This is a genomic window from Frigoribacterium sp. Leaf44 (genome assembly GCF_001421865.1).
Taxonomy (GTDB): domain Bacteria; phylum Actinomycetota; class Actinomycetes; order Actinomycetales; family Microbacteriaceae; genus Frigoribacterium.
Window position 1 is genome coordinate 507,004 of the sequence record NZ_LMLG01000006.1, and the last position, 20,068, is coordinate 527,071.

Below are 20,068 nucleotides of genomic sequence, written 5' to 3' on the forward strand. Positions count from 1 at the left end.
GGCGGCCCTGTCGTCAGTGGGCCCTGTCGTCAGTCGGCCCTGCCGTCGGGCGCCCCGCCCCCAGGAGGCGCGGTGCCGGTCACCGGGGGACGTGCGCGAACGCGGCGCGCAGCCGGGCCCCGCGCTCGGGGTTGAGCTGCTCGACCCAGCCGATGCGCCCCCACAACTGGGCGGCGAAGTCCGGGTGCCCGGCCCGGTTCTGCGCCTCGAGCCCGGTGGTGGCCGCGTTGTGCAGCACGGCCCGCAGCCGGTCGTACTCGGAGCGCACCGTGTTCGTGCCCTGGTTGACCACCACGCCGGTGACGACCTGTCGCGTGGCCGCCCCGCGCACCCGGGTCTTGGCCGGGTTGAGCTCGTGTCCCTCGTCGCCGACGATGCGTCCGACACCCCGCACGAACGCGTCGGCCCGTGCCGCGAACGCCGCGTCGCCGCTGAACGCGAGGTCGTCGGCGTAGCGCGTGTACGTCGCACCGGCGGCCCGGGCGTACCCGTCGAGCCGCGAGTCGAGTCGGCGGACGGCGACGTTCGCGAGGGAGGGCGAGGTCGGCGCGCCCTGGGCGAGATGCGCGGCGGCGAGCGCGTGACGCAGGGCGAAGCGCTGTTCGGGGCTGCCCCCGGGGGGCATGCGCGAGAGCACGCCCGGCGGCACGGAGGTCGTGCACAACCCGGTGAGCACGTGGGCGACGGCATCGGGCAGTCCCTCGCGGCGCAGGGCACCGAACACCTGCCCGGCGGTGACCCGGGCGAAGAACGAGGTCAGGTCGAGGGCGATGACGACCTCGCGGCCGACGTGGCGACGGGCCCCGGTGACCGCGCTGCGCCCCGGCACGAAGCCGTGTGCCGCGTCGTGCAGCGGCACCGCGGCCAGCACCTCGTCGAGCACGACGCGGTGCAGGTCGCGCAGCCGGAAGCCGGGCACCTCGAGCAGCCGCGGCGTGCGTCCGGGCCGTGCCCGCCACTCGTACCGGTGGTGCTGCAGGGGGCCGCGTTCGACGCGGCGGTGCCACCGGCCGGGGTCGGCGAACCAGTCGAGCTCGCCCACGGTCAGGTGCAGCAGCCGGGCGACGTCGGCCACGGTGCCCAGACGCAGGAGGCGCGGGTCGGCCGAGCGCGCCTCCTGCGTCACGGGCACGTGGTGGACGATGCGCAGCGGACGGCCGCGCGCGCCCGCCTCGGCCACCGCCTCGGTGAAGGCCGGGTCGCGGCGGATGAGGGCCGCGAGGGTGCGGGGGTCGTCGTGCGGTGCTCGCGGAAGGGTGCGGACGAGGCCTCGGGCCAGGGGCCGCCAGAAGCGGGACGGGCCGTCGATCGCCTCGCCGGCCGCCGCGGCGAGCCCGCGGACCGACCATTCCGCGCCGAGCAGGGTGTCGGCGAGGGCGGTCGCCACGGCGTCGGGGCCCGGGTCGGGCTCGTGTGCGCCCGCGGCGGTGGCGGGGGAGCGGACGCTCACGCGGTGCCCGCCCGACTGTGGGGCATCCGACCGATGGGCGTCCGACCGATGGGCGTCCGACCGATGGGCGTCCGACCGTCGGTCGGGCACCTCGCGGTCGTGCCCGGGCGGGCCGGGCGGGCCGGGCGTGACGTGGGCGTCGGCACGGCGAAGGCTGGCGAGTGGATGCGGCGGTGCCTCGGCGACTCGTGCATCGGTGCGGGCCGCGAGCCGCGCGAAGCGCGGTCACCGGCCTGCGGAGCGGTGCCGTGGTCGATCTGCGTGCCCCGGGGTATCCCCGGAGAGGAAGGCACGACGCGTGTGCCGTCCACCTCGCCGAGACACCGTCGCATGCCGACACGCTAACGGCGCCCACCGACGTCCGCGATCCCCCGGAGGGCTGAGGGGCGCACCCGAGCGCTCGTCCCCAGGGGTGGACATCCCTCGCCGGAGACCATCCCGATACTGATATGTTCGCCGGAAGCGCCCCGATCGCCGTTCCTGCCCTCCGATCGAAAGCCGGCCCATGCCACGACCCCTCTCCCCGTCCGTCCGTCACCGAACCGTCTCGGCGGTCGCCCTCGGGGCGTTGTCCCTGTCCTTGCTCGCGGCGTGCGCCCCCGGCGGGGGTTCGCGCGAGAGCGTCGATCCCGCCGTCGGGGCCGCGGTCCGTGAGACCCTCCCGGCGACGCCGACCGAGACGCCGCGGCCCGACCCGCGCGAGTACGCCGTAACTCCGCAGACCATCACCGACGCGCCGCTCGGTCACACCGTCGAGGTCACCGACGTGGTGCGGAACTTCTCGGTCGAGGGTGGCACCGAACCGGTCCGCGACGGGGCCGAGGTCGTCCTCGTCAAGCTGGCCGTCACGGCCGGCAGCACCTACTACGCGTCGGTCAGCCAGAACGACTTCGGTCTGCTCACGACCTCGGGTGGGGTCGCCGCCGACCATTCCAACTACACGTACGAGGACGACATGGCGTCGGCCGGGTACGAGGTGCTGTCGCGGGTCGGCCACGGCGAGAGCGCTGCGGGCTGGATCTCGTTCGAGCTGAAGCACCCGCAGGACGAACTGTTCCTGAAGTACGAGCGTGCCGCGGCGAACGACGGCGCCATCGAGGCGTCGTCGGCCGAGGTGCCGCTCGTCGAGGCCGGCTGAGTCCCGCCCGGACGCCGAGGAGGCGCGGTGCCTGCTCTGCAGACACCGCGCCTCCTGTGCTCCCCGGCTCGTGTGCCGGGGGCGATCGACCTAGTAGGTCTGGACCGATGCCATGCCGGCGCTGAACGCGGCGATGCTGACGATGATGCCCACGACGAGGAAGACGGCGCTGAGGATCACGCCGGCCAGGGCGAGGCCGTGGCCGCGCTCGCCGGTCTTCTTGATCTGCGACAGGGCGATCAGGCTGACGATGAGGCCGGCGAGGCTGAAGACGAAGGCCAGGATGAACCCGACGATCGCGAGGACGTTGTAGCCCGCGGCGGTACCGGCGGACTGGGGCATGGCGGTGTTGTTGGACATGAGTACTCCTAGGTGGTGTGACGTCCGGGGACGTGCAAGACGAGATCGACCGCTTCGAGACGAGAATGCCTCAAACAGACCGGTCGTGCACGGAAGTCTGGCAGAAAGTTGTGATCACGTGTGGCCGACATACCGGCCGGCCTTGTGGTTCATCGCGAGGACGAGGTTCAGCACGACGGCGCCGAGGGCCGAGAGCAGCACGATCCACGGCGAGACGACGGTCAGCGAGGTCAGCACGATGACCACGTCGAAGCCCATCTGGACGTAGCCGGCGCGCAGCCCGGCGCGTTCTTGCAGCACCAGGGCGAGGATGTTGATCCCGCCGAGGCTCGCCCCGTGGCGGAAGAGGATGAGCAGGCCGACGCCGACGAGCAGGTTGCCGGCGAGGGTGCCGTAGATCGGGTTGATGCCGTCGATGTCGAACATCAGGGGGTGCAGGTACGAGAACGCGGACAGCATGACGACGGTCAACACCGTGCGCAGGGTGAACGGCCAGCCCTTCTTCCACACGGCGAGCGCGAAGAACGGCACGTTGACCAGGACGAACAGCACGCCGAAGGTCCAGCCCGTGGCGTAGCTCGTCAGCAGGGCGAGACCGGCCGTGCCGCCTGACACGGCCCCGCTCGTCTTCAGCAGGAAGAGCCCGAACGAGGCGAGGAAGACGCCGGTCACGACGCCCATCACGTTCTCGGCGAGCGTGTGTTTGTTCGCGTCGACGGTCTCGATGGAGCCGGTCAGGGCGGGGTCGTCGATGCCGTGCCGGGCCGGTGCGGCCGCGTCGGGGGTGGCGGCGTCGGGCAGGCCGGCCGGGGAGGACTCGGGGGCATGCCCGTCGTCGCTGTCGACGGCGTTCCGCTCGGAGCTCGCGGCGCGGGACGTGCTCGCGGTCGGGGTGGGGGAGGAGGTGCGGGTGACGTCGTCGGCGCGGGCGGCGGGGGTGGTGCCGGGGCGCGACTCGTCGAGGGGTTCGTGGGTCACCGGCACATCCTGCCAGCCCCCTGTTTCGCGCACGTGACGCGCCGCGCGCCTGCCGCTCAGCCTGCCGCAGCGTCCAGGGGACGAGTCGCGGCAGCACGCCACGATGTCTCGTCCCCTCGACCATGTTGTGCTGGGGCGATCAGGCTGCGTCGGCCGTCACCATGGCGATCGGCACGATGACGGCGATCAGGCCGGCGAGCGCCACGAGGGCGCAGAGCACCGGACGTCGGGTCGTCAGCGGGACGACGCCGGGCACGATGGCGGCGGCGTTCTTGCCCGAGAAGATCTGATCGGCGGGCATGATCGTGAGTCGTGCGTGCTGGGCGATCTCGAGCAGTTGTTCTCCGGGCCAGTTAGCCTCGGTGAGGACGAGTCGGCGGCCCTTGCCGTCCCGGACGGCGAGGTAGCCGAGGTTCTGCACGCCGAAGTTGAGCATGCAGAGGATGCCGCGCTGTGAGCCGTCGAACTCGACGGTCGTGGTGCGTCCCCACCAACGCCGGGCCACCGCCGTTTCGGTCACGGTGATGCTCGTCGTCCGGAGGTAGACCCACAGGCCGGCTGCCATCACCACCAGCAGGACGACGAAGTACGGGACGACCGATTCTCCGAGCCGGTACCAGCCCATCACGAACGCGAGGGGTATGAGGAAGAGCCGGCCCTTGGCTTTCGCCCAGAAGTGCGACCAATCCGGGCGGTAGGTGACGGCGGACGTTAGGGGACTGCTGGTCATGGTTCTTCTTCCTCTGGTGTGGTGTCTGACGGAGGGTCGTTCGTGAGATTCCACGAAAGACCTTCGGCGAGCTCGTCCATGAGGCGGACGACCTCGGAGAATGGGTGGGGAAAGGGAGCTTCCGCGATCAAGACGACGCGGGTCGACGTGCCCTCCTGCAGCCACGTCCAGGTCACCTGGCCCGTGGCGGCGGGGCGCGAGAGCCCCTGAAGCGGCAGAAGGCGGATGGCCTGTATTCGGTGGGCGCTTCCGAGCTGCGTTCCGAGGGTTGCGATGGATGGTGGCGCCAGGCATGTCGAGCTCGCGACGAGGGACTCCCTCAGCAGGCCCTCTCTTATCGGATGGTCGTCTTCGACGACGTAGAGGGCGGCCCAGGCGACCGGGCCCGAGCCCGGACGCCCGGGGGTCACAAATGCGGCTATCGCGCCTTGTTCTTCCAAGGTCGTCCGCAGTCCGGCAAGCGGATGCGAGTCATCGGGAGGCCACTGGCCCGCCACGCCGAAGAGTGGTCGCCAGAGGGACGAGTGATGGATGGTCAATCCCAGGTCTCGGTCGGGTCTCATGCGCTCGCCGTCGCGACGACAGGGGGAGCCCCGAGTGACCAGATGACGATGCCAAGAAGGACCGCGGCGATCATGGTCAGGGAAACGGCGATGACGAGGGTCGCCCAAGGGTGTCGTTGTAGGGGCGACAGCATGCCTGGTGCGAGGGCGTCTGCTTCTGCAGGGCTCAGCAGGCCATTGCCGTTGGAGTACCTGAGCGGAAAGTGGCGCGCGATCCGTTCCAGGTCAGGGGTGGCCCAGTAGGCACCCGTCAGCCGCACGATGGGCTGCTTGCCCCGTCCCAGGATGAGACGAAGAACGGGTCGAGGACCATCTACATTGGCGAAGATTCCGGCCGTCGGACGAGTCCTAGGGACATGTCGAGTCGAGAAGAAGCGCGAGTAGCTCAACCCGTCGTCGTGCAAGACGACGCGGGTGGTCACCATGTAGAGGCAGATGCCGCCGAGAACGAACACCAGGACGCCTGCGGCAAGAGCCCAGCCCGCCGCCGAGTCCCGGACGGTGAACGGGATGAGGCTCGTCGATCCGACCGAGACGACGGCGTTTCGTGCGTAATGGCGCCATCGTGGCCGCAGGACGAGCGGCGTTGACGTCGCCCGGCTCACGAAGCGGCCCCCGTATCAGCTGAGTTTGACGAAGTTCGGGTTCTGGCAGGCGCGGTCCAACGGAAAGCGCGCACGATGTCATCGGCGTGGGCGAGTTGCGGCGAGAGAAAAACTCCTCCCGTCGCGATGAACGTCATGAGGAGAACACAGTCGCGCCGCTTGGGAACGTCAACGATGTAATGAACTCGTGCCGTTTCGACGGGCTCCTCGAGCGCTTGGCGCTTCTCGGATGAAAGGTCTGTCGTGCTGGCGATTCCCACGCGCGCAAGCGCGAATTCAGCCGTCCTGGCCCACTGCGCGGCGCTTTCCGTCCAGCGATCCAGGACTCGTGCGACATCGCCCTGGCTGGTGCTCATGGTGCTGACCAGGCTCGTTGGCCCGGCGAGGGAACGTGCGACCTCGACATTCAGCGAGACGCCTGAGCGAGCTTCGTTTGTCACCACGGGCAAGACGGACAAGCACATAGGGCCCATCGATGGCCCGGCGGCCGACGAAAAGACGAAGAGGTCGAGGACGCCGTCCCGCCTTGCCTGCGAACAAATTGCCAGAAGGGTGTTTTTGGCACGCCGGCGGGCCAGAACGGTGTTGCGCGCGTCTCGTTGGCGACTCAGCGATGTCACCCCGTCGAGGAATCGCTCGATCTCGGTGTCGAGGTCGATTGCGAGGTTCAGGCGACCCCACCCGTGCGGAAACGTGAAGGCATATCCCGGGGACATCACAGCGACCCCACATGGATTTTCGTCTTCTCGGTCCAGTAGGTGCCCGCCGCGATGTCGGCTGCGTCTTGCCCGGCCGACACCAGCGACTTGACGTTTTGACCTGCACCCAGCAGACCGTTCGTGAGGGCTGAAACGACGCCGGGAGCAAAGAGTTCGCGTGCCTTCGGCCCACCCGCGGCCAGGCGACGCATCGCGAACATCTCGGCGGCCCCGCCCAGGAGAAGATTGTCGAGGCTCGTGACAAGGGGGTTCCTCGCCACCGCGTCGAGTCGCTCTGCAACGGCTTGTCGCTCCACGATCCGGGCCTGTTTTGCGGCCTTGGCGGGAACCCCGGCAAGTGCGCGAGCACTGACCGAGTCGATGATCGATCGTCGCATCCCCGATGTGGCCACCAGCGCGCCCTTGGCGGCCCCCAAGCCGACGATCGAGAGACCGACACCGAGGAGTTCGGCCCCGACGTCCGCGGTGGTTGCATCGCCCGCGCTGGCTTGAGCAAGGGTGATGACGAGGAGGAGCACGGCGGCTGCGATTCCGAGTCCCAGAGCGAAGGGGCCGATTATCGGTACGAAGCTCAGGACGGCCAGCACCGGCCCGAGCGCGTTCAGGACGTCCTTGATCGCCCCCAGCACCCCGCGGGCGTCGTGCACCGCCTGTTTCACTCCGTCCCACCAGGTGTCGCGCAGCTCGTCGTCGCCGGCCAGTCGGATGGCGGCGATCGCCTGGTCGTTGAGGGCGCCGTACTCGCCGTCCGTGTCGCCCCCGGTGCCGACCAGGCGGGTGATGACCGCCTTGGCATCCGCGAGGTCGGTGTCGGCGAGGTCGACTGCCCGCGTCCGGGCGGCCTCCTGCCGGTCGATCTCGAACGGGTCGGTCTCGCCGGGGACGACGAACGTGTCGGCCGTGCGCCGCGCCTCCTTCGCCTCGTCGGCGTCGAGGCGTGCGGCGTCCGCCTGGCGCTGGAGCTCTTCGAGGCCGTCCGCGTAGGTGTCGAGCGCCGTCGCGAGGTCGAGGTAGCGCTGCTTCGCCTTGTCGATCGCGTCGGCGAGCGGTTCGGCCGACGTCGTGAAGGTGCGGCCCGACTCGGAGTCCCATCCCTCGGCCTTCGCCAACCGACGCAGCCGCCTCGACTGGGTCTCGATCGACGTGCCCGTGGCACGCGCCGAGGTCGCCGACGACCGGATGTCGGTCGGGTCACCGGGCACGGGGTCGGACGCCAGGTCGAGCGGACTCCAGTCCCACGGGCGGCTCATGCCACACCTGCCGTGTCGGTCGGAGCCAGCGCGGCAGCCAGCTCGTCCTCGGCCTGCGTGAAGGTCTTCGCCGCGCCCTCGGACATGGCGCCGACCGCGGCGATCGACTCGAGCATGCGGCCCCGGGCGATCGCCCAGTCGTCGGCGAACGCCGTGACGGCCTGCTGCAGGCGAGGCGAGCCGATGCCGTCACCCGCGGCGCCGGCGCTGCCCGACGACAGGTCGGTGTGCAGGGTCTGAAGGTCGCGGGCCAACGCGGCCAGCGCCTCCAGATCGATGTTCATGTACGGCGCCACGGCAGATCCCCCTCGTCGATATGAGCAATGTCACACACCATAGCGACTGTTCGGCCCGCCGTGGCCTGCCTGTGGACGACCCCTGTGCCCCCCGGAGACGGGCGGATCGGCCGACGACCCGCACCTAACGCCCCGCCACCCCCGGCCGATAGTCACCCGTAGCCGCTCAGGACGAGCAGCGACACCTGCCCCACGGATGGCGGCAGGAGACACAGACCTAGGACGGGCCGATGATCGTCGTCACGCGACTCAACGACAGCAGATTCGCTGTCAACCCTGACCTCATCGAGCGCATCCACGAGACGCCCGACACGGTCCTGATCATGGTCGACGGCGCCAAGTACGTCGTGACCGAGCCGATGGCCGAGGTCATCGAGATGATCGCCCGCTACCGGGCCCGCATCGTCTCGCTCGCCTACGACGAGCCGTCCGCCACCGCGCCGGCCAGCCAGGCCCTCGGCAACCGCACCTCGACCGGCCCGCAGCTCGGCATCGTCCGCGGCTGGTCGGGTGCAGGAGGCGCGGGTCGCGTCACCGAGTTCCGTCCCGCCGTGCAGGCTCCCGCGGTGCACACCCCGACCGCCCCGACCGTGCCGACCGCGCCCGCCGCATCGGCCGACACCACGCAGGGACGCTGACCGTGGATCCCGCAACGATCATCGGCATCGTCCTCGCGCTGGGCGCCCTCTTCGGCATGATCCAGCTCGAGGGCGTCAGCATCGCCGGACTGCTGTTGCCCGCCCCGATCATCCTCGTCTTCGGCGCCACCATCGGCGTCGGCATCGCCGGTACGACGATCAAGGACGCGATCCTCAGCTTCAAGAAGATCTCCCGCGCCTTCACCGGCAAGGTCGTCCCTCCGCAGTCGGTCATCGACGGCGTCGTCTCGCTCGCCGAGAAGGCCCGCAGCGAGGGCCTGCTCTCGCTCGAGCAGGAGGCCGAGAAGCTCGACGACCCCTTCATGAAGGGCGCGTTGCAGAACATCGCCGACGGCACCGACGGGGAAGAGCTGCGCATCCTGCTCGAGGACGAGATGGAATCCCGCCTCGCCGCCGACCGCACGGCCAGCAAGTTCTTCATGAGCCTCGGCGGGTACGCCCCGACGGTCGGCATCGTGGGCACGGTCGTCAGCCTCACCCACGTGCTCGAGAACCTCGCCGAGCCCGACGAGCTCGGCCACATGATCGCCGCGGCCTTCGTCGCGACCCTGTGGGGCCTGCTGACCGCCAACTTCCTCTGGCTGCCGCTCGGTGCGCGCCTCAAGAAGCTCGCCGACCTCGACGAGCTGCGCATGACGCTGCTGATGGAGGGGGTCCTGGCGGTCCAGGCCGGAAGCCAGCCGCGCCTCCTCGGCGAGCGCCTCAAGGCCATGGTGCCGACGCACGCGCTCGACGGCGGCGACGGCAAGGGCGGCAAGGCCGGCAAGGCCAAGGCCGGCGCGAAGAAGGGCGGCGACGACCAGGGGCTGGCCGCATGAGCGGGGCACGTGGTGGACGCAAGAAGAAGGGGCACGCCGAGGACGAGCACCCGGACGAGCGCTGGATGGCCTCGTACATGGACATGATCACCGTGCTGATGTGCATGTTCATCGTGCTGTTCGCCATGTCGAACGTCGACCAGGACAAGTACATCGCCCTGCGCAACTCGCTCGCGACCGGCTTCGGCCAGACCGACGTGGGCAAGGTCGACACGGCCTCGGGCACCGTCGTGAACGCCGCCGACGTGACGAAGGAGGGCAAGGGCTACTCGTCGGGCGACGAGACCGACCTGAGCAAGGCGGCCGCCTCGGGTGAGGCCCAGACCGCCGAGCAGGCCGCCGCCGCCACGGTCGCGGCCCAGGGCGAGCTCGACGACCTCACCGCCATCAAGGCCGCGATCGCGGCGAACCTCGAGGGCTCGGGGCTCAGCGCCGACGTCGAGTTCGCCGTCGACGCCCGGGGCCTCACCGTCCGCCTGATCGGCTCCGAGACCTTCTTCGGCACGAACAGCGCCGACCTCAGCGGCACGGCCGTCAACGTCATGAACGCCATCGGGCCGGTGCTGAAGACCTCGGGTCACGACGTCTCGGTCGAGGGCCACGCCGACCAGCGCAGCTCGACCGCGCCCTTCGCGACCAACTGGGAGCTCTCCTCCGCCCGTGCCACCCAGGTGCTGCGCGACCTGGTCGAACGCGGCGGCGTCGGCGCCGACCACATCCAGTCGGTCGGCTTCGGCTCGTCGCGTCCCCTCAGCACCGGCACGACCGACGCCGACCTCGCGTCGAACCGTCGGGTCGACATCGTCGTCCTGTCGAACCAGTCCGACTCGGTGAGCGCGCTGCTGCCGCAGCTCGAGCAGGCGGCGGCGGCCGCAGGAGGCGCGGTGACCGACGGTCGCAACCCCGCCGTCCAGCAGGCTTCCGACACCTCGACCACGGCCGAGTCGGGTGACACGTCGACGGCGGACGCCGCGGCCGAGACGAAGACCGAGAAGAAGACGGAGAAGAAGGAGGAGTCGTCGGGCCACTGACCTCCGCCGGGCCCCTCCGGCCCGGCAGCGCGACCACGGCCCCCGGGCTCGACGACGGCAACCCAGTCCGGGGGGTACGGCCGATCCTGGGCTAACGCTCAGGTGGGGCGGGCCGATAGCTCCGTCCGTGACACTCCTCGACGCCCCGACGGGCAGCAGCGCGCCGACCGCGACGGTCGGCTCGTCGACGCGCCCGCAGAAGACCGTCGAGGTCTACGACTTCCGCCGTCCGACGACCCTCGCCCGCGAGCACTCGCGCGTCCTCGAACTGGCCTTCGACACCTTCGCCCGGCAGTGGGGCACGCAGCTCACCGCCAAGGTCCGGGTGCTCTCGCAGGTCACCTGCGACCAGGTCCAGATGCTCACCTACGACGAGTACGCCTCGTCGCTGCCGGCGACCACCGCGATGGTGCTCTGCTCCCTCGAGGGCGTCTCGGCGAAGGCCGTCATCCAGTTCCCGTCGTCGGCCGCGCTCACCTGGGTCAGCCACATGCTCGGGGCCGCCAAGCCGGCGAGCTCGCCCGAACGCACCTTCACGCCCATCGAGCAGGCCCTCGTGCGCCGCCTGATGGACGACGCCCTCGACGACCTGCGCTACTCGTTCGGCACCATGCTCGCCGACCCGATCAGCGTCGGCGGGTTCCAGTACAACTCGCAGTTCGCCCAGGCCGCGCAGAAGTCCGACCTCATGATCGTGGCCTCGTTCGAGATCCGCGTCGGCGAGCGCGTCGCGCCCGGCACGGTCGCGATCCCGGCCGACGTCCTGCTGTCACAGCTCGGCGAGTCCAACCCGACGATCGACGCCGCCGACGCCCGCGACCTGCTCGGCGCCCAGCTGGCCTCGGTCCCGGTGGGCGTCTCGCTGACCTTCGCCCCCGCCGCGGTGCTGCCGAGCGTCGTGCTCGGGCTGGCCGTCGGCGACCTGCTGCCGCTGCCCCACCCGCAGCACCGCCCGCTCGAGATCAGCGTCGACGGCCAGCCCGTCGGCCGCGCCGCCGTCGGGGCCGCCGGCTCCCGTCTGGCCGGCATCGTCGTCTCCACCTCCCTGACCGGCACCGAAGAAGGAACCTCATGACCGGCACGACCATCACCCTGCACACCGCGGCGGTCGAGGCGCTGGTCGCCCAGCTGCCGACGCCCACGCCCCTGCGTGCCGTGGCCGTCGACCCGGCCTCCGCACACGGCCTCCGCCTCGCGGGTCCGTCCGTCGTGGTCACGTCGTTCGTCGGGTCGGTCTCGGCCGACACCGCGGTCCTGCTGGCCGACATGGACCAGCTCGCCGCCGCCGCGGGCACCGACAACCCGATGGTCTCGGTCTCGGACGTCCTGCGTCCCGCGCTCGAGGCCGCGACGGGCGTGCTCGGCACGGGCGTGCTCGGCGAGAGCCGCCGCGAGTCGGCCGACGCCTTGCTGGCCGATCCCGAGACCGTCGTCTTCGAGCTGACGGCCGCGGGCCAGCCCGCCGGCTGGTTCGCCCTGCGCCTGCGCGAGACCGGCACGATCGGCGGATCGTCGCCGGTGGTGCCGGCCTCGAGCGGGGTGTCGACCGGCAACCTCGGTCGCATCAACAACGTCGAGATGGCGCTGACGGTCGAGATCGGCCGCACCCGCATGTCCGTCCGTGACGTCCTGGGCCTCGAGCCCGGGGCCGTCATCGAGCTCGACCGCTCGGCCGGTGCCCCCGCCGACGTGCTGCTCAACGGCCGCCTGATCGCTCACGGCGAGGTCGTCGTCGTCGACCAGGACTACGCCGTCCGCATCACCAAGATCCTCGACGTCGCCGACGGCATCGCCTGATCGTGGACACCGTCGTCGTCGGCCTGCGGGTCGTCCTCTCGTTGGGCGTCGTCCTCGCCCTGCTCTGGGTGCTGCAGAAGCGCCTGGTGAAGGGCGGTCGCGCGGGCACCCGTGCCACGTCGCAGGTCTCCGTCGTCGCCCGCCAGGGCGTCGGCGCGAAGGCGAGCGTCGTCGTGGTCGACGTCGAGGGCGAGCGCCTCGTGCTCGGCGTGACCGAGTCGTCGGTGACCGTCCTGGCCGCCGCCGACCGCCCGGTCGACGTCGGTGCCCTGACGCTGGTCCCCGAGCCCACGGCTGCCGAGGCCGGGCCGGAGGCGCAGGAGGCGCGGGTCACGTCGATCGCGCCCGTCGCCTTCGCGTCCGTCCTCTCCGCCGAGAACGCCGCGGCCCGCGACGAGCTGCCCGCCCGCCCGGCGGACGCGACGCCCGCCGAGTTGTTGCGCCCCCGCGGTGCCGCCCGTCGTGCCTCCGTCGCGCGTCCTCGGGACCTCGACGCGCGTCGTCGCGGTCGCACCGCCAAGTCGATCGAGGGCTCGATCCTCGCGCCCGACACCTGGCGTCAGGCGGCCGCGGCCCTGCGCAGCGGACGAGCCGGATGACCGGCCGCCGGTCGTCCGCGTCCCCGACCCGCCCCTCCTTCGCGTCCGCTCTGCGCCGGCTCGTCCGCCCGACGCTGCGCGACGGCCTGCACGGAGCCCCCCTGGGCCGCTCGGTGGTGGCCGTGCCCGTGCGCTTCGCCGACACGCGGTTCGCCCGTGCGGTCGTCGTCACGCTGCTCGCGCTCGTCGTGGCGTCCGCCCTCGTGATGCTGATCGGTCAGCAGGCCAACGCGGCACCCGTCTCGCCGACGGCCCCCACCGCGCCCACCGCCCCGGCCACGGACGGCACCGGCACCGAGGGCACCACGGGCACGACACCGACCGATTTCACCGACACCGACCAGACGACGTCCGACGGCACCGGCTCGGGCGGCCTGAACATCGACATCAACGGCCCCGACGGGGCACCCAGCCAGGCCGTCGTCACCCTGATCGGCATCACCCTGTTGAGCGTCGCCCCCGCGCTGCTGCTGATGATGACGTCGTTCACGAAGATCTTCGTGGTGCTCGCGATGACGCGCAACGCGCTCGCGCTGCCGTCCATCCCGCCGAACCAGGTGCTCGCGGGGCTGGCCCTGTTCCTGAGCCTGTTCATCATGGCTCCGATCCTGACCCACATCAACACGGACGCCGTGCAGCCCTACCTCGACGGCCGCCTCGACCTGCAGGGCGCGATCGACGCCGGCATCGCGCCGCTGCGCGAGTTCATGCTCGCCCACACCCGCGAAGAGGACCTCGCGCTGATGACCCGCTCCGCGAACCAGCCGAACCCCGACAGCCAGGCCGACGTGCCCATGCTGACGCTCATCCCGTCGTTCATGATCAGCGAGCTGCGCGCCGCGTTCATCATCGGCTTCGTCATCTTCATCCCCTTCCTCGTCATCGACCTCGTCGTCAGCGCCGCGCTGATGTCGATGGGCATGATGATGCTGCCGCCGGTGATGATCTCGCTGCCGTTCAAGATCCTGCTGTTCGTCCTCGTCGACGGCTGGGGTCTCATCATCAAGAGCCTCATCGAGAGTTACCAGGTGGGTGCCTGATGGATTCGAACGCCGTCCTCGACCTCTCGATGCAAGCCCTCATCATCACGGGCAAGCTCGCCGCGCCCGTCCTGATCACCTCGCTCGTCGTCGGTTTCGCGATCTCGCTGCTGCAGTCGATCACCCAGATCCAGGAGGTCACCCTCTCGTTCGTGCCGAAGGCCGTCGCCGTGGGCATCGCGCTCATCGTCACCGGCCACTGGATGATCAGCGAGATGGTGTCGTTCACGACCATGGTGTTCGACCGCATCCCCCAGCTGCTCAGCGGCGGGTAGGGGCACGTCGTGTCGTTCGACCTCAGCTGGCTCGAGGCCACCCTCCTCGCCGCCGTGCGCATGACCGCGTTCCTCGTGATCGCGCCTCCGTTCTCGTACCGCGCGTTCCCGGCGCGGGTGAAGGCCATGCTCGGCATCGGGCTGGCGCTCGCCGTCGCGCCGCGCGTCACCCCCGGCTACGTCTCGCTCGAGACCGGCCCGTTCGTCATGGCGCTCGTGCTCGAGCTCGTCGTCGGCGCCGTGCTGGGGTTCCTGGTGTTCGTCGCCTTCGCCGCCGTGCAGGCCGCCGGCAGCCTGATCGACCTCTTCGGCGGTTTCACGCTCGCCCAGGCGTTCGACCCGCAGTCGATGGTCAACGGCGCCCAGTTCACCCGGCTGTTCCAGATGACCGCACTCGCGCTGATGTTCGCGACCGGGGGCTACCAGCTGATCATCGGCGGCCTCACGCGATCGTTCGACGCCGTCCCGCTCGGCCTCGGCATGGACCTCTCCCGTCCGGTCGAGCTGCTGACGACCGGCGTCAGCCAGCTCTTCCTCTCGACCATCCAGATCGCCGGGCCGCTCTGCGTCGTGCTGTTCCTCGCCGACGTCGGCCTCGGACTGCTCTCGCGCGTCGCGCCGGCCCTCAACGCCTACGCGATGGGCTTCCCGCTCAAGATCCTCATGACGGTCATGCTGGCCGGCGGCGTCTTCCTCGCGCTGCCCGGCGTCGTGGCCTCGTTGACCGGCGACGCCGCCGACATGCTGCTGGGGGTGGGCTGACGTGGCGGACGACTCCGGCGAGCGCTCCGAGGCCGCGACCGACAAGCGGATGAAAGAGGTCCACTCGAAGGGCCAGCTGTCCCGCTCGCAGGACCTCAGCGCCTGGGTGGGCGTCGGCGCCGCCGCCGTGATGATCCCCTCGACCATCGAGCGCGCCTCCTCGGCGGGCGTCGACCAGATGTTCTCGATCCGCCAGGCCATCACGCACCCCGACTCGGCGACCGTGGTCACCGAGCTGATGCAGGGCGCGGGCTCGATGGGGGCCACGATCGGACCCATGCTGGCCGTCGTCGGCGTGGCCGTGCTCGCGACCGCGATCGTGCAGGGCGGCGTGCACATCAAGCGCATGACCGGCAACTACGAGCAGTTCAACCTGCTCAACGGCCTGAAGAACACGTTCGGCACGCAGGCGCTGTGGAACGGCGCGAAGGCGCTGATCAAGACGACCGTCGTCGGCCTCGTGCTCTGGTTCGCCATCCAGGGCCTGATGCCCGTGCTCATGAGCGGTGGCGGCCTCAGCGTCTCGGCCGTGCTCGCCGAGGCGAAGGTCGGCACCGGCATCCTGATCAAGGCCGCGATCGCGGCCGGCCTCTTGCTCGCCTTCGCCGACGTCTTCGTCGTCATGCGCCGCAACCGCAAGAAGACGCGCATGACCAAGAAAGAGGTCAAGGACGAGAACAAGTCGAGCGACGGCGACCCCCAGGTCAAGTCGCAGCGGCGTTCACGTCAGCTCGCGATGAGCCGCAACCGCATGATCGGGGCCATCGCCGACGCCGACGTCGTCATGGTGAACCCGACCGACTACGCCGTGGCGGTCAAGTACGAACCCGGAAAGTCGGCACCGCGCGTCGTCGCGAAGGGCGCCGGCAAGGTCGCCGCCCGCATCCGCGAGCAGGCCACCGCCGACGGTGTCCCGCTCGTCGTCGACGTCCCCCTGACCCGAGCCCTCCACGCCGCCTGCGGCCTGGGCGACGAGATCCCCGTCGACCTCTACACGCCGGTCGCCCGCGTGCTCACCTTCGTCATGGCGCTCAAGGCCCGCGGCACGCTGAAGGGCACGCACACGCCGCCTCGCGTCACGACGGCCGACGAGGTGGCCGGCGTCCTGGCTCCTGAGTCGCTCGAGGCCGACGCCGTGCCCCGTCGCCTCCGCATCGCCCGCGAGACCGCGACCGCCGTGGCCGCCGCGACCTCCGCGGCCGGCACCGCGGCCGGCGCGACCTCCGCGCCGTCCCGCACCGCGCCTCCTGCGCTCTCCCGCTCCGTCCGCCCCGCCACCCCTGGAGGCACCCGATGAAGTCCACCCTGCCCAAGCTCGCCGTCCCGGTCGGCATCGTCGGCATCGTGCTGCTGCTCGTCGTGCCGGTGCCCGCGCCGCTGCTCGACGTGCTGATCATCCTCAACATCCTGTTGGCGCTGGTGATCCTGCTGACGACGCTGTTCGTCAAGAAGCCGCTCGACTTCTCGGTCTTCCCGTCACTGCTGCTCGTGGCGACGCTGTTCCGCCTCGGGCTCAACGTGGCCTCGACGCGCCTCGTGCTCGGCGACGGCTTCGCCGGCGACGTCATCGCGGCGTTCGGGCACGTGGCGGTGAGTGGCTCGATCATCATCGGCTCGGTGATCTTCCTGATCCTCGTCGTGATCCAGTTCGTGGTCGTGACCAAGGGTGCCGAGCGCGTCGCCGAGGTGGGCGCGCGCTTCACCCTCGACGCCATGCCCGGCAAGCAGATGGCCATCGACGCCGACCTCAACGCGGGCCTCATCACCGACGAGGTCGCCAAGCAGCGTCGCGCCGACGTCAGCGCCGAGGCCGACTTCTACGGCGCCATGGACGGTGCGTCGAAGTTCGTCAAGGGTGACGCGATCGCCGGCATCATCATCATCATCATCAACCTGGTGGGCGGCATCGCGATCGGCGCCCTGCAGAACGGCATGGCCATCGGCGACGCCCTCTCGCACTACGGCCTGCTCACCATCGGCGACGGCCTGACCACGCAGATCCCCGCCCTGCTGATGGCCGTCTCGACCGGCATGATCGTCACCCGCTCGGGTGCCGACACCGAGATGGGCGCGCAGGCCGCGTCACAGCTCGGGCAGTCGCGCATCGCGCTCGCCGTGGCGGGGACCGCCGCCATCGGCATGGGCTTCATCCCCGGCATGCCGATCGTCGCGTTCCTGCTGATCGGTGGGGCGCTGCTGCTCGTCGCCTACCGGCTCGGCGTGGCCGCCAAGGCCGAGGAGGCGCGCGCGGCCCTGGCGGAGCAGCAGGCGGCGGTCGTCGCCCCCACCGACACGACCGACGACCTGCTCGAGCAGATGCGGGTGCACGCGCTCGAGATCCTGCTCGCGCCCGACCTCGTCGACATGGTCGGGGGAGCGTCGGACGACCTGCTCGGGCGGGTCAAGGCCCTGCGTCGCAAGATCGCGGTCGACCTCGGCATCGTCGTGCCACCCGTCCGCACCCGGGACAGCGTCGACCTGCCGCCGGCCACCTACTCGATCCGCATCGCGGGCGTCGAGGCGGGTCGCGGCCAGGCCCCGGCCCGTTCGGTGCTCGCCCTCGGCGACGCGCTCGACGGCCTGCCCGGCACGGCCACGGTCGAGCCGGTCTTCGGCCTCGCCGGCAAGTGGGTGCCCGCCGAGATGCGCCACAGTGCCGAGATGACGGGTGCGACGGTGATCGACCGTGTCTCGGTCCTGGTGACGCACCTGTCGTCGATCATCGCCGACAACGCCGCCCGACTGCTCACCCGCGAGGACGTCCGCGTGCTGACCGAGGGCGTCAAGCAGGTCAACGCCCCGGCCGTCGACGACCTCGTGCCGAACATGCTGTCGCTCGCCGAGCTGCAGCGCGTCCTCCAGGGCCTGCTGTCGGAGCGCATCCCGATCAACGACCTCGCGCGGATCTGCGAGGGACTGACGCTGCGGGCGAAGGTGTCGACCGACCCGGAGGGACTCGTGGAAGCGGCCCGCGCCTCCTTGGGGCCCGCGCTCACGGCGCAGTACCTCGACGGCCGCGTGCTGCGGGTCATCATGATCGACCCGACCCTCGAGCAGTCGATGCTCGAGGGGCTGCGACCCAGCGACCAGGGCACGCAGATCCTGCTCGACGGGCACCGGGTCGAGCAGGTGCTCGGGTCGCTGCGCGAGGCCGTGCAGTCGGTCGAGGCCCAGGGGCTCAGCGCGGTGCTGGTCTGCGCCCCGGCGTTGCGGCCGGCCATCCACCGGCTCGTGTCGGCGCAGCAGAACGGCCTGCCGGTGCTGTCGTACCAGGAGGCCACCGCCGCCGGGTCCACCATCGAGACCGTCGGCGTCGTCCGCGCGACCGACTCGATCGTGGCCTGAGATGCCGACCACGATCGTCATGACCGGCGAGACGCTCGACGCGCTGCGCCGGGAGGTGCGGGCCACCCACGGGGCCTCGGCGCGCATCGTCGCGGCCCAGAAGGTGACCGTCGGGGGAGTCGGCGGCTTCTTCGCCCGCAAGCACTACGAGGTCACGGTCGAGGTGCCCGACCCCGCGATCGACCTGCCCGTCGCCCGGGTGCGCATCACGACGCCGGTGCCGGCCGAGCGCGCGGGCATCGCGGCGCTGCTCGCGTCGGCGGACGAGGCCGAGGACGCGTTGCAGGCGGGGGCTCCGGCAGCCCGGGCCGCGTGGTCCGCGTCGTTGGCCGCGGGGGACGCCGCCGCGACGGCGGCGACGCCCGCGCGCGACGGCTTCGACGACGTGCTGACCGGTTCGGCCGTGCCCGTGAGTCCGCGTCGGGCCGCCCGCGCCGCTGCCGCCGCGGCGGGTGCGGGCGGGGCGTCGGTGTCCGCATCGGCCTCGGCCTCGCCGCCGAGCGCAGGAGGCGCGGTGCCGGTCGCGTCCCCGGCCGACGTCTCGACGCGCACCGACGCGTTCGCCTCGATCATGGACGACCTCACCTTCAACGGCATCGCGCCCGTCGCCGGTGCCGCCGCCGGCCTCGGAGCCGGTGTCGCGGCGACGGGCCCGGGCTCCACCGCCTTCGCCGACGGTGACGCCGCCGACCCCGACGCGCCGCACGGGGCCGCTCCCCGTCGGACGGCGGCGTCGCTCGCGGCCGCCGCCGACGCGCTCGCCGCGCAGGCCCGTGCCGTGGCCTCTCCGGGTGTGCCGCCCGCCCCCGACGTGTCGCGCGGGGCAGGCGACCTCGTCGTGGTCGTCGGCCGCCCCGGCGACGCCTTCCGCGTGGCCGCCCAGATGGCCTCGACGTTCGGGCTGCGCTCGGTCGACGTGTCGGATCGCCGGAGCGGCATCCTGGCCCGGGCCACCGGCGTGCACGAGAACTCGGCCGTCGTGACGGCCCTCGCCTGGGACGCGGCCGCACCCGCCGCCCTCGAGGCGATCGCCGCCGACCAGGTCTGGGTCGCGGTCGACGTCGGGCGCAAGCACGACGACACGGCCCGCTGGGTCGAGGCCGTCCGAGCGGTCGCGCCCGTGGTCGCGGCCGCGGTGGTCGGTGAGGACGACACGGCGACCCCGGGCACGGTCCACCTGCTCGGCGTGCCGGTGGGCTGGCGCGAAGGAGGCGCGGGCCGCTGAGCCGCGCCTCCTGCGATGGTCGTCCTCCCGCGGTGGTGCCTCGTGGCCGATGCCGTCCCGCGATCGCCGACCCGCGCCTCCTGCCTGTCGCCGCGACCGGAGCGCCCCGCGCTCGGTAAGCTGGCCCGATGCTGGTGCTGACACGCAAGGTCGGAGAACGCATCGTGATCGGCGACGACATCGTCATCACGGTGCTCGACTCCCGTGGCGACGGCGTGCGCATCGGCATCGACGCACCGCGCGGGGTCAAGATCCAGCGCGAAGAGGTCATCAAGGCCGTGACCGAGGCCAACGTCGAGGCGGCCAAGGCCCCCGACGACGCCGAGGCCCGCCTGCGTGCCGCCCTCGGCGCCCCCGCCCCCCGCGCCGACCAGTAGTCCCGCCGCCCGGCCCCGAGGTTCCTGGCCCGGGTCGCTCTCCGCTCGTGC

The 20,068-nt window shown here is 71.4% G+C and carries 22 protein-coding genes; 14 read left to right on the plus strand and 8 right to left on the minus strand.

Annotated elements, in window-relative coordinates:
• Window positions 1-79: 79 nt before the first annotated feature.
• Complete coding sequence (locus ASE87_RS10915) at window positions 80-1,450, minus strand: reverse transcriptase family protein (RefSeq protein WP_056228468.1); 1,371 nt, start codon at window positions 1,448-1,450, stop codon at window positions 80-82.
• A gap of 505 nt (window positions 1,451-1,955) precedes the next feature.
• On the opposite strand from ASE87_RS10915, the gene ASE87_RS10920 reads away from it, so the two are divergent.
• Window positions 1,956-2,588 (plus strand): DUF4352 domain-containing protein, encoded by a 633-nt coding sequence (locus tag ASE87_RS10920; RefSeq protein ID WP_056228471.1) that lies wholly within the window; start codon window positions 1,956-1,958, stop codon window positions 2,586-2,588.
• 90 nt (window positions 2,589-2,678) lie between these two features.
• Here ASE87_RS10920 and ASE87_RS10925 read toward each other — a convergent pair whose 3' ends face one another.
• The 7 genes from ASE87_RS10925 to ASE87_RS10960 form a co-directional block, all read right to left on the minus strand.
• Window positions 2,679-2,948: a DUF4190 domain-containing protein gene (locus tag ASE87_RS10925; protein ID WP_043596065.1), complete on the minus strand. Its 270-nt coding sequence runs from the start codon at window positions 2,946-2,948 to the stop codon at window positions 2,679-2,681.
• Between the two features lie 114 nt (window positions 2,949-3,062).
• Window positions 3,063-3,701: a YitT family protein gene (locus ASE87_RS10930; RefSeq protein ID WP_043596074.1), complete on the minus strand. Its 639-nt coding sequence runs from the start codon at window positions 3,699-3,701 to the stop codon at window positions 3,063-3,065.
• A 364-nt stretch (window positions 3,702-4,065) separates the two neighbouring features.
• Window positions 4,066-4,656 carry a hypothetical protein gene (locus ASE87_RS10935; RefSeq protein ID WP_056228475.1) on the minus strand — a complete coding sequence of 197 codons (591 nt, stop codon included), beginning with the start codon at window positions 4,654-4,656 and terminating at the stop codon, window positions 4,066-4,068.
• Window positions 4,657-5,215: 559 nt separating this feature from the next.
• Window positions 5,216-5,824, minus strand: a complete 609-nt coding sequence (locus tag ASE87_RS10945) for a hypothetical protein (protein WP_056228480.1) — start codon at window positions 5,822-5,824, stop codon at window positions 5,216-5,218.
• A complete protein-coding gene (locus ASE87_RS10950; protein ID WP_157489828.1) occupies window positions 5,821-6,540 on the minus strand; it encodes a hypothetical protein in 720 nt (239 codons plus the stop codon). Before ASE87_RS10950 ends, ASE87_RS10945 begins: the two co-directional genes overlap by 4 nt.
• A complete protein-coding gene (locus ASE87_RS10955; RefSeq protein WP_056228486.1) occupies window positions 6,540-7,793 on the minus strand; it encodes a hypothetical protein in 1,254 nt (417 codons plus the stop codon). The genes ASE87_RS10950 and ASE87_RS10955 overlap by 1 nt, the downstream gene beginning before the upstream one ends.
• A complete protein-coding gene (locus tag ASE87_RS10960; RefSeq protein WP_056228488.1) occupies window positions 7,790-8,077 on the minus strand; it encodes a hypothetical protein in 288 nt (95 codons plus the stop codon). The genes ASE87_RS10955 and ASE87_RS10960 overlap by 4 nt, the downstream gene beginning before the upstream one ends.
• A 242-nt stretch (window positions 8,078-8,319) precedes the next feature.
• Here ASE87_RS10960 and ASE87_RS16915 point away from each other — a divergent pair, with 242 nt between their 5' ends.
• The 13 genes from ASE87_RS16915 (at window position 8,320) to csrA (ending at window position 20,017) form a co-directional block, all read left to right on the plus strand.
• On the plus strand, window positions 8,320-8,727 hold the full coding sequence (locus tag ASE87_RS16915) for a flagellar FlbD family protein (protein WP_082452563.1): 408 nt from the start codon (window positions 8,320-8,322) through the stop codon (window positions 8,725-8,727).
• Window positions 8,728-8,729: 2 nt separating this feature from the next.
• Window positions 8,730-9,566, plus strand: coding sequence for a motility protein A (locus ASE87_RS10970; RefSeq protein WP_056228491.1), 837 nt, complete (start codon window positions 8,730-8,732; stop codon window positions 9,564-9,566).
• Window positions 9,563-10,597: a flagellar motor protein MotB gene (locus ASE87_RS10975; RefSeq protein ID WP_082452564.1), complete on the plus strand. Its 1,035-nt coding sequence runs from the start codon at window positions 9,563-9,565 to the stop codon at window positions 10,595-10,597. The genes ASE87_RS10970 and ASE87_RS10975 overlap by 4 nt, the downstream gene beginning before the upstream one ends.
• Window positions 10,598-10,724: 127 nt before the next feature.
• Window positions 10,725-11,672, plus strand: coding sequence for a flagellar motor switch protein FliM (locus ASE87_RS10980; RefSeq protein ID WP_056228493.1), 948 nt, complete (start codon window positions 10,725-10,727; stop codon window positions 11,670-11,672).
• Window positions 11,669-12,394 (plus strand): flagellar motor switch protein FliN, encoded by a 726-nt coding sequence (gene fliN, locus ASE87_RS10985; RefSeq protein ID WP_056228496.1) that lies wholly within the window; start codon window positions 11,669-11,671, stop codon window positions 12,392-12,394. The genes ASE87_RS10980 and fliN overlap by 4 nt, the downstream gene beginning before the upstream one ends.
• A gap of 2 nt (window positions 12,395-12,396) precedes the next feature.
• Window positions 12,397-12,993 carry a flagellar biosynthetic protein FliO gene (locus ASE87_RS10990; protein ID WP_052505349.1) on the plus strand — a complete coding sequence of 199 codons (597 nt, stop codon included), beginning with the start codon at window positions 12,397-12,399 and terminating at the stop codon, window positions 12,991-12,993.
• The gene (gene fliP, locus ASE87_RS10995; protein ID WP_369814008.1) at window positions 12,990-14,033 is read left to right on the plus strand and encodes a flagellar type III secretion system pore protein FliP; all 1,044 of its coding nucleotides are present in this window, start codon (window positions 12,990-12,992) and stop codon (window positions 14,031-14,033) included. Before ASE87_RS10990 ends, fliP begins: the two co-directional genes overlap by 4 nt.
• Window positions 14,033-14,308: a flagellar biosynthesis protein FliQ gene (gene fliQ, locus ASE87_RS11000; protein WP_043596053.1), complete on the plus strand. Its 276-nt coding sequence runs from the start codon at window positions 14,033-14,035 to the stop codon at window positions 14,306-14,308. The genes fliP and fliQ overlap by 1 nt, the downstream gene beginning before the upstream one ends.
• Before the next feature lie 9 nt (window positions 14,309-14,317).
• Window positions 14,318-15,070 carry a flagellar biosynthetic protein FliR gene (locus tag ASE87_RS11005; RefSeq protein ID WP_255349758.1) on the plus strand — a complete coding sequence of 251 codons (753 nt, stop codon included), beginning with the start codon at window positions 14,318-14,320 and terminating at the stop codon, window positions 15,068-15,070.
• A gap of 1 nt (window position 15,071) precedes the next feature.
• A complete protein-coding gene (locus ASE87_RS11010; RefSeq protein WP_082452565.1) occupies window positions 15,072-16,367 on the plus strand; it encodes an EscU/YscU/HrcU family type III secretion system export apparatus switch protein in 1,296 nt (431 codons plus the stop codon).
• On the plus strand, window positions 16,364-18,415 hold the full coding sequence (locus tag ASE87_RS11015) for a flagellar biosynthesis protein FlhA (protein ID WP_056228499.1): 2,052 nt from the start codon (window positions 16,364-16,366) through the stop codon (window positions 18,413-18,415). The genes ASE87_RS11010 and ASE87_RS11015 overlap by 4 nt, the downstream gene beginning before the upstream one ends.
• A 1-nt stretch (window position 18,416) precedes the next feature.
• Window positions 18,417-19,640 (plus strand): hypothetical protein, encoded by a 1,224-nt coding sequence (locus tag ASE87_RS11020; RefSeq protein ID WP_056228501.1) that lies wholly within the window; start codon window positions 18,417-18,419, stop codon window positions 19,638-19,640.
• Between the two features lie 128 nt (window positions 19,641-19,768).
• On the plus strand, window positions 19,769-20,017 hold the full coding sequence (gene csrA, locus ASE87_RS11025) for a carbon storage regulator CsrA (RefSeq protein ID WP_043596512.1): 249 nt from the start codon (window positions 19,769-19,771) through the stop codon (window positions 20,015-20,017).
• The last annotated feature ends 51 nt before the right edge of the window (window positions 20,018-20,068 follow it).

What these genes read in the sequence shown, in the direction of transcription:
- ASE87_RS10920 (WP_056228471.1), top strand. Translation starts at nt 1,956, where the DNA reads ATGCCACGACCCCTCTCCCCGTCCGTCCGTCACCGAACCGTCTCGGCG.
- ASE87_RS10925 (WP_043596065.1), bottom strand. Translation starts at nt 2,948, where the DNA reads ATGTCCAACAACACCGCCATGCCCCAGTCCGCCGGTACCGCCGCGGGC.
- ASE87_RS10935 (WP_056228475.1), bottom strand. Translation starts at nt 4,656, where the DNA reads ATGACCAGCAGTCCCCTAACGTCCGCCGTCACCTACCGCCCGGATTGG.
- ASE87_RS10950 (WP_157489828.1), bottom strand. Translation starts at nt 6,540, where the DNA reads ATGTCCCCGGGATATGCCTTCACGTTTCCGCACGGGTGGGGTCGCCTG.
- ASE87_RS10955 (WP_056228486.1), bottom strand. Translation starts at nt 7,793, where the DNA reads ATGAGCCGCCCGTGGGACTGGAGTCCGCTCGACCTGGCGTCCGACCCC.
- ASE87_RS10960 (WP_056228488.1), bottom strand. Translation starts at nt 8,077, where the DNA reads ATGAACATCGATCTGGAGGCGCTGGCCGCGTTGGCCCGCGACCTTCAG.
- ASE87_RS16915 (WP_082452563.1), top strand. Translation starts at nt 8,320, where the DNA reads ATGATCGTCGTCACGCGACTCAACGACAGCAGATTCGCTGTCAACCCT.
- ASE87_RS10975 (WP_082452564.1), top strand. Translation starts at nt 9,563, where the DNA reads ATGAGCGGGGCACGTGGTGGACGCAAGAAGAAGGGGCACGCCGAGGAC.
- fliN (WP_056228496.1), top strand. Translation starts at nt 11,669, where the DNA reads ATGACCGGCACGACCATCACCCTGCACACCGCGGCGGTCGAGGCGCTG.
- fliP (WP_369814008.1), top strand. Translation starts at nt 12,990, where the DNA reads ATGACCGGCCGCCGGTCGTCCGCGTCCCCGACCCGCCCCTCCTTCGCG.
- fliQ (WP_043596053.1), top strand. Translation starts at nt 14,033, where the DNA reads ATGGATTCGAACGCCGTCCTCGACCTCTCGATGCAAGCCCTCATCATC.
- ASE87_RS11015 (WP_056228499.1), top strand. Translation starts at nt 16,364, where the DNA reads ATGAAGTCCACCCTGCCCAAGCTCGCCGTCCCGGTCGGCATCGTCGGC.
- ASE87_RS11020 (WP_056228501.1), top strand. Translation starts at nt 18,417, where the DNA reads ATGCCGACCACGATCGTCATGACCGGCGAGACGCTCGACGCGCTGCGC.
- csrA (WP_043596512.1), top strand. Translation starts at nt 19,769, where the DNA reads ATGCTGGTGCTGACACGCAAGGTCGGAGAACGCATCGTGATCGGCGAC.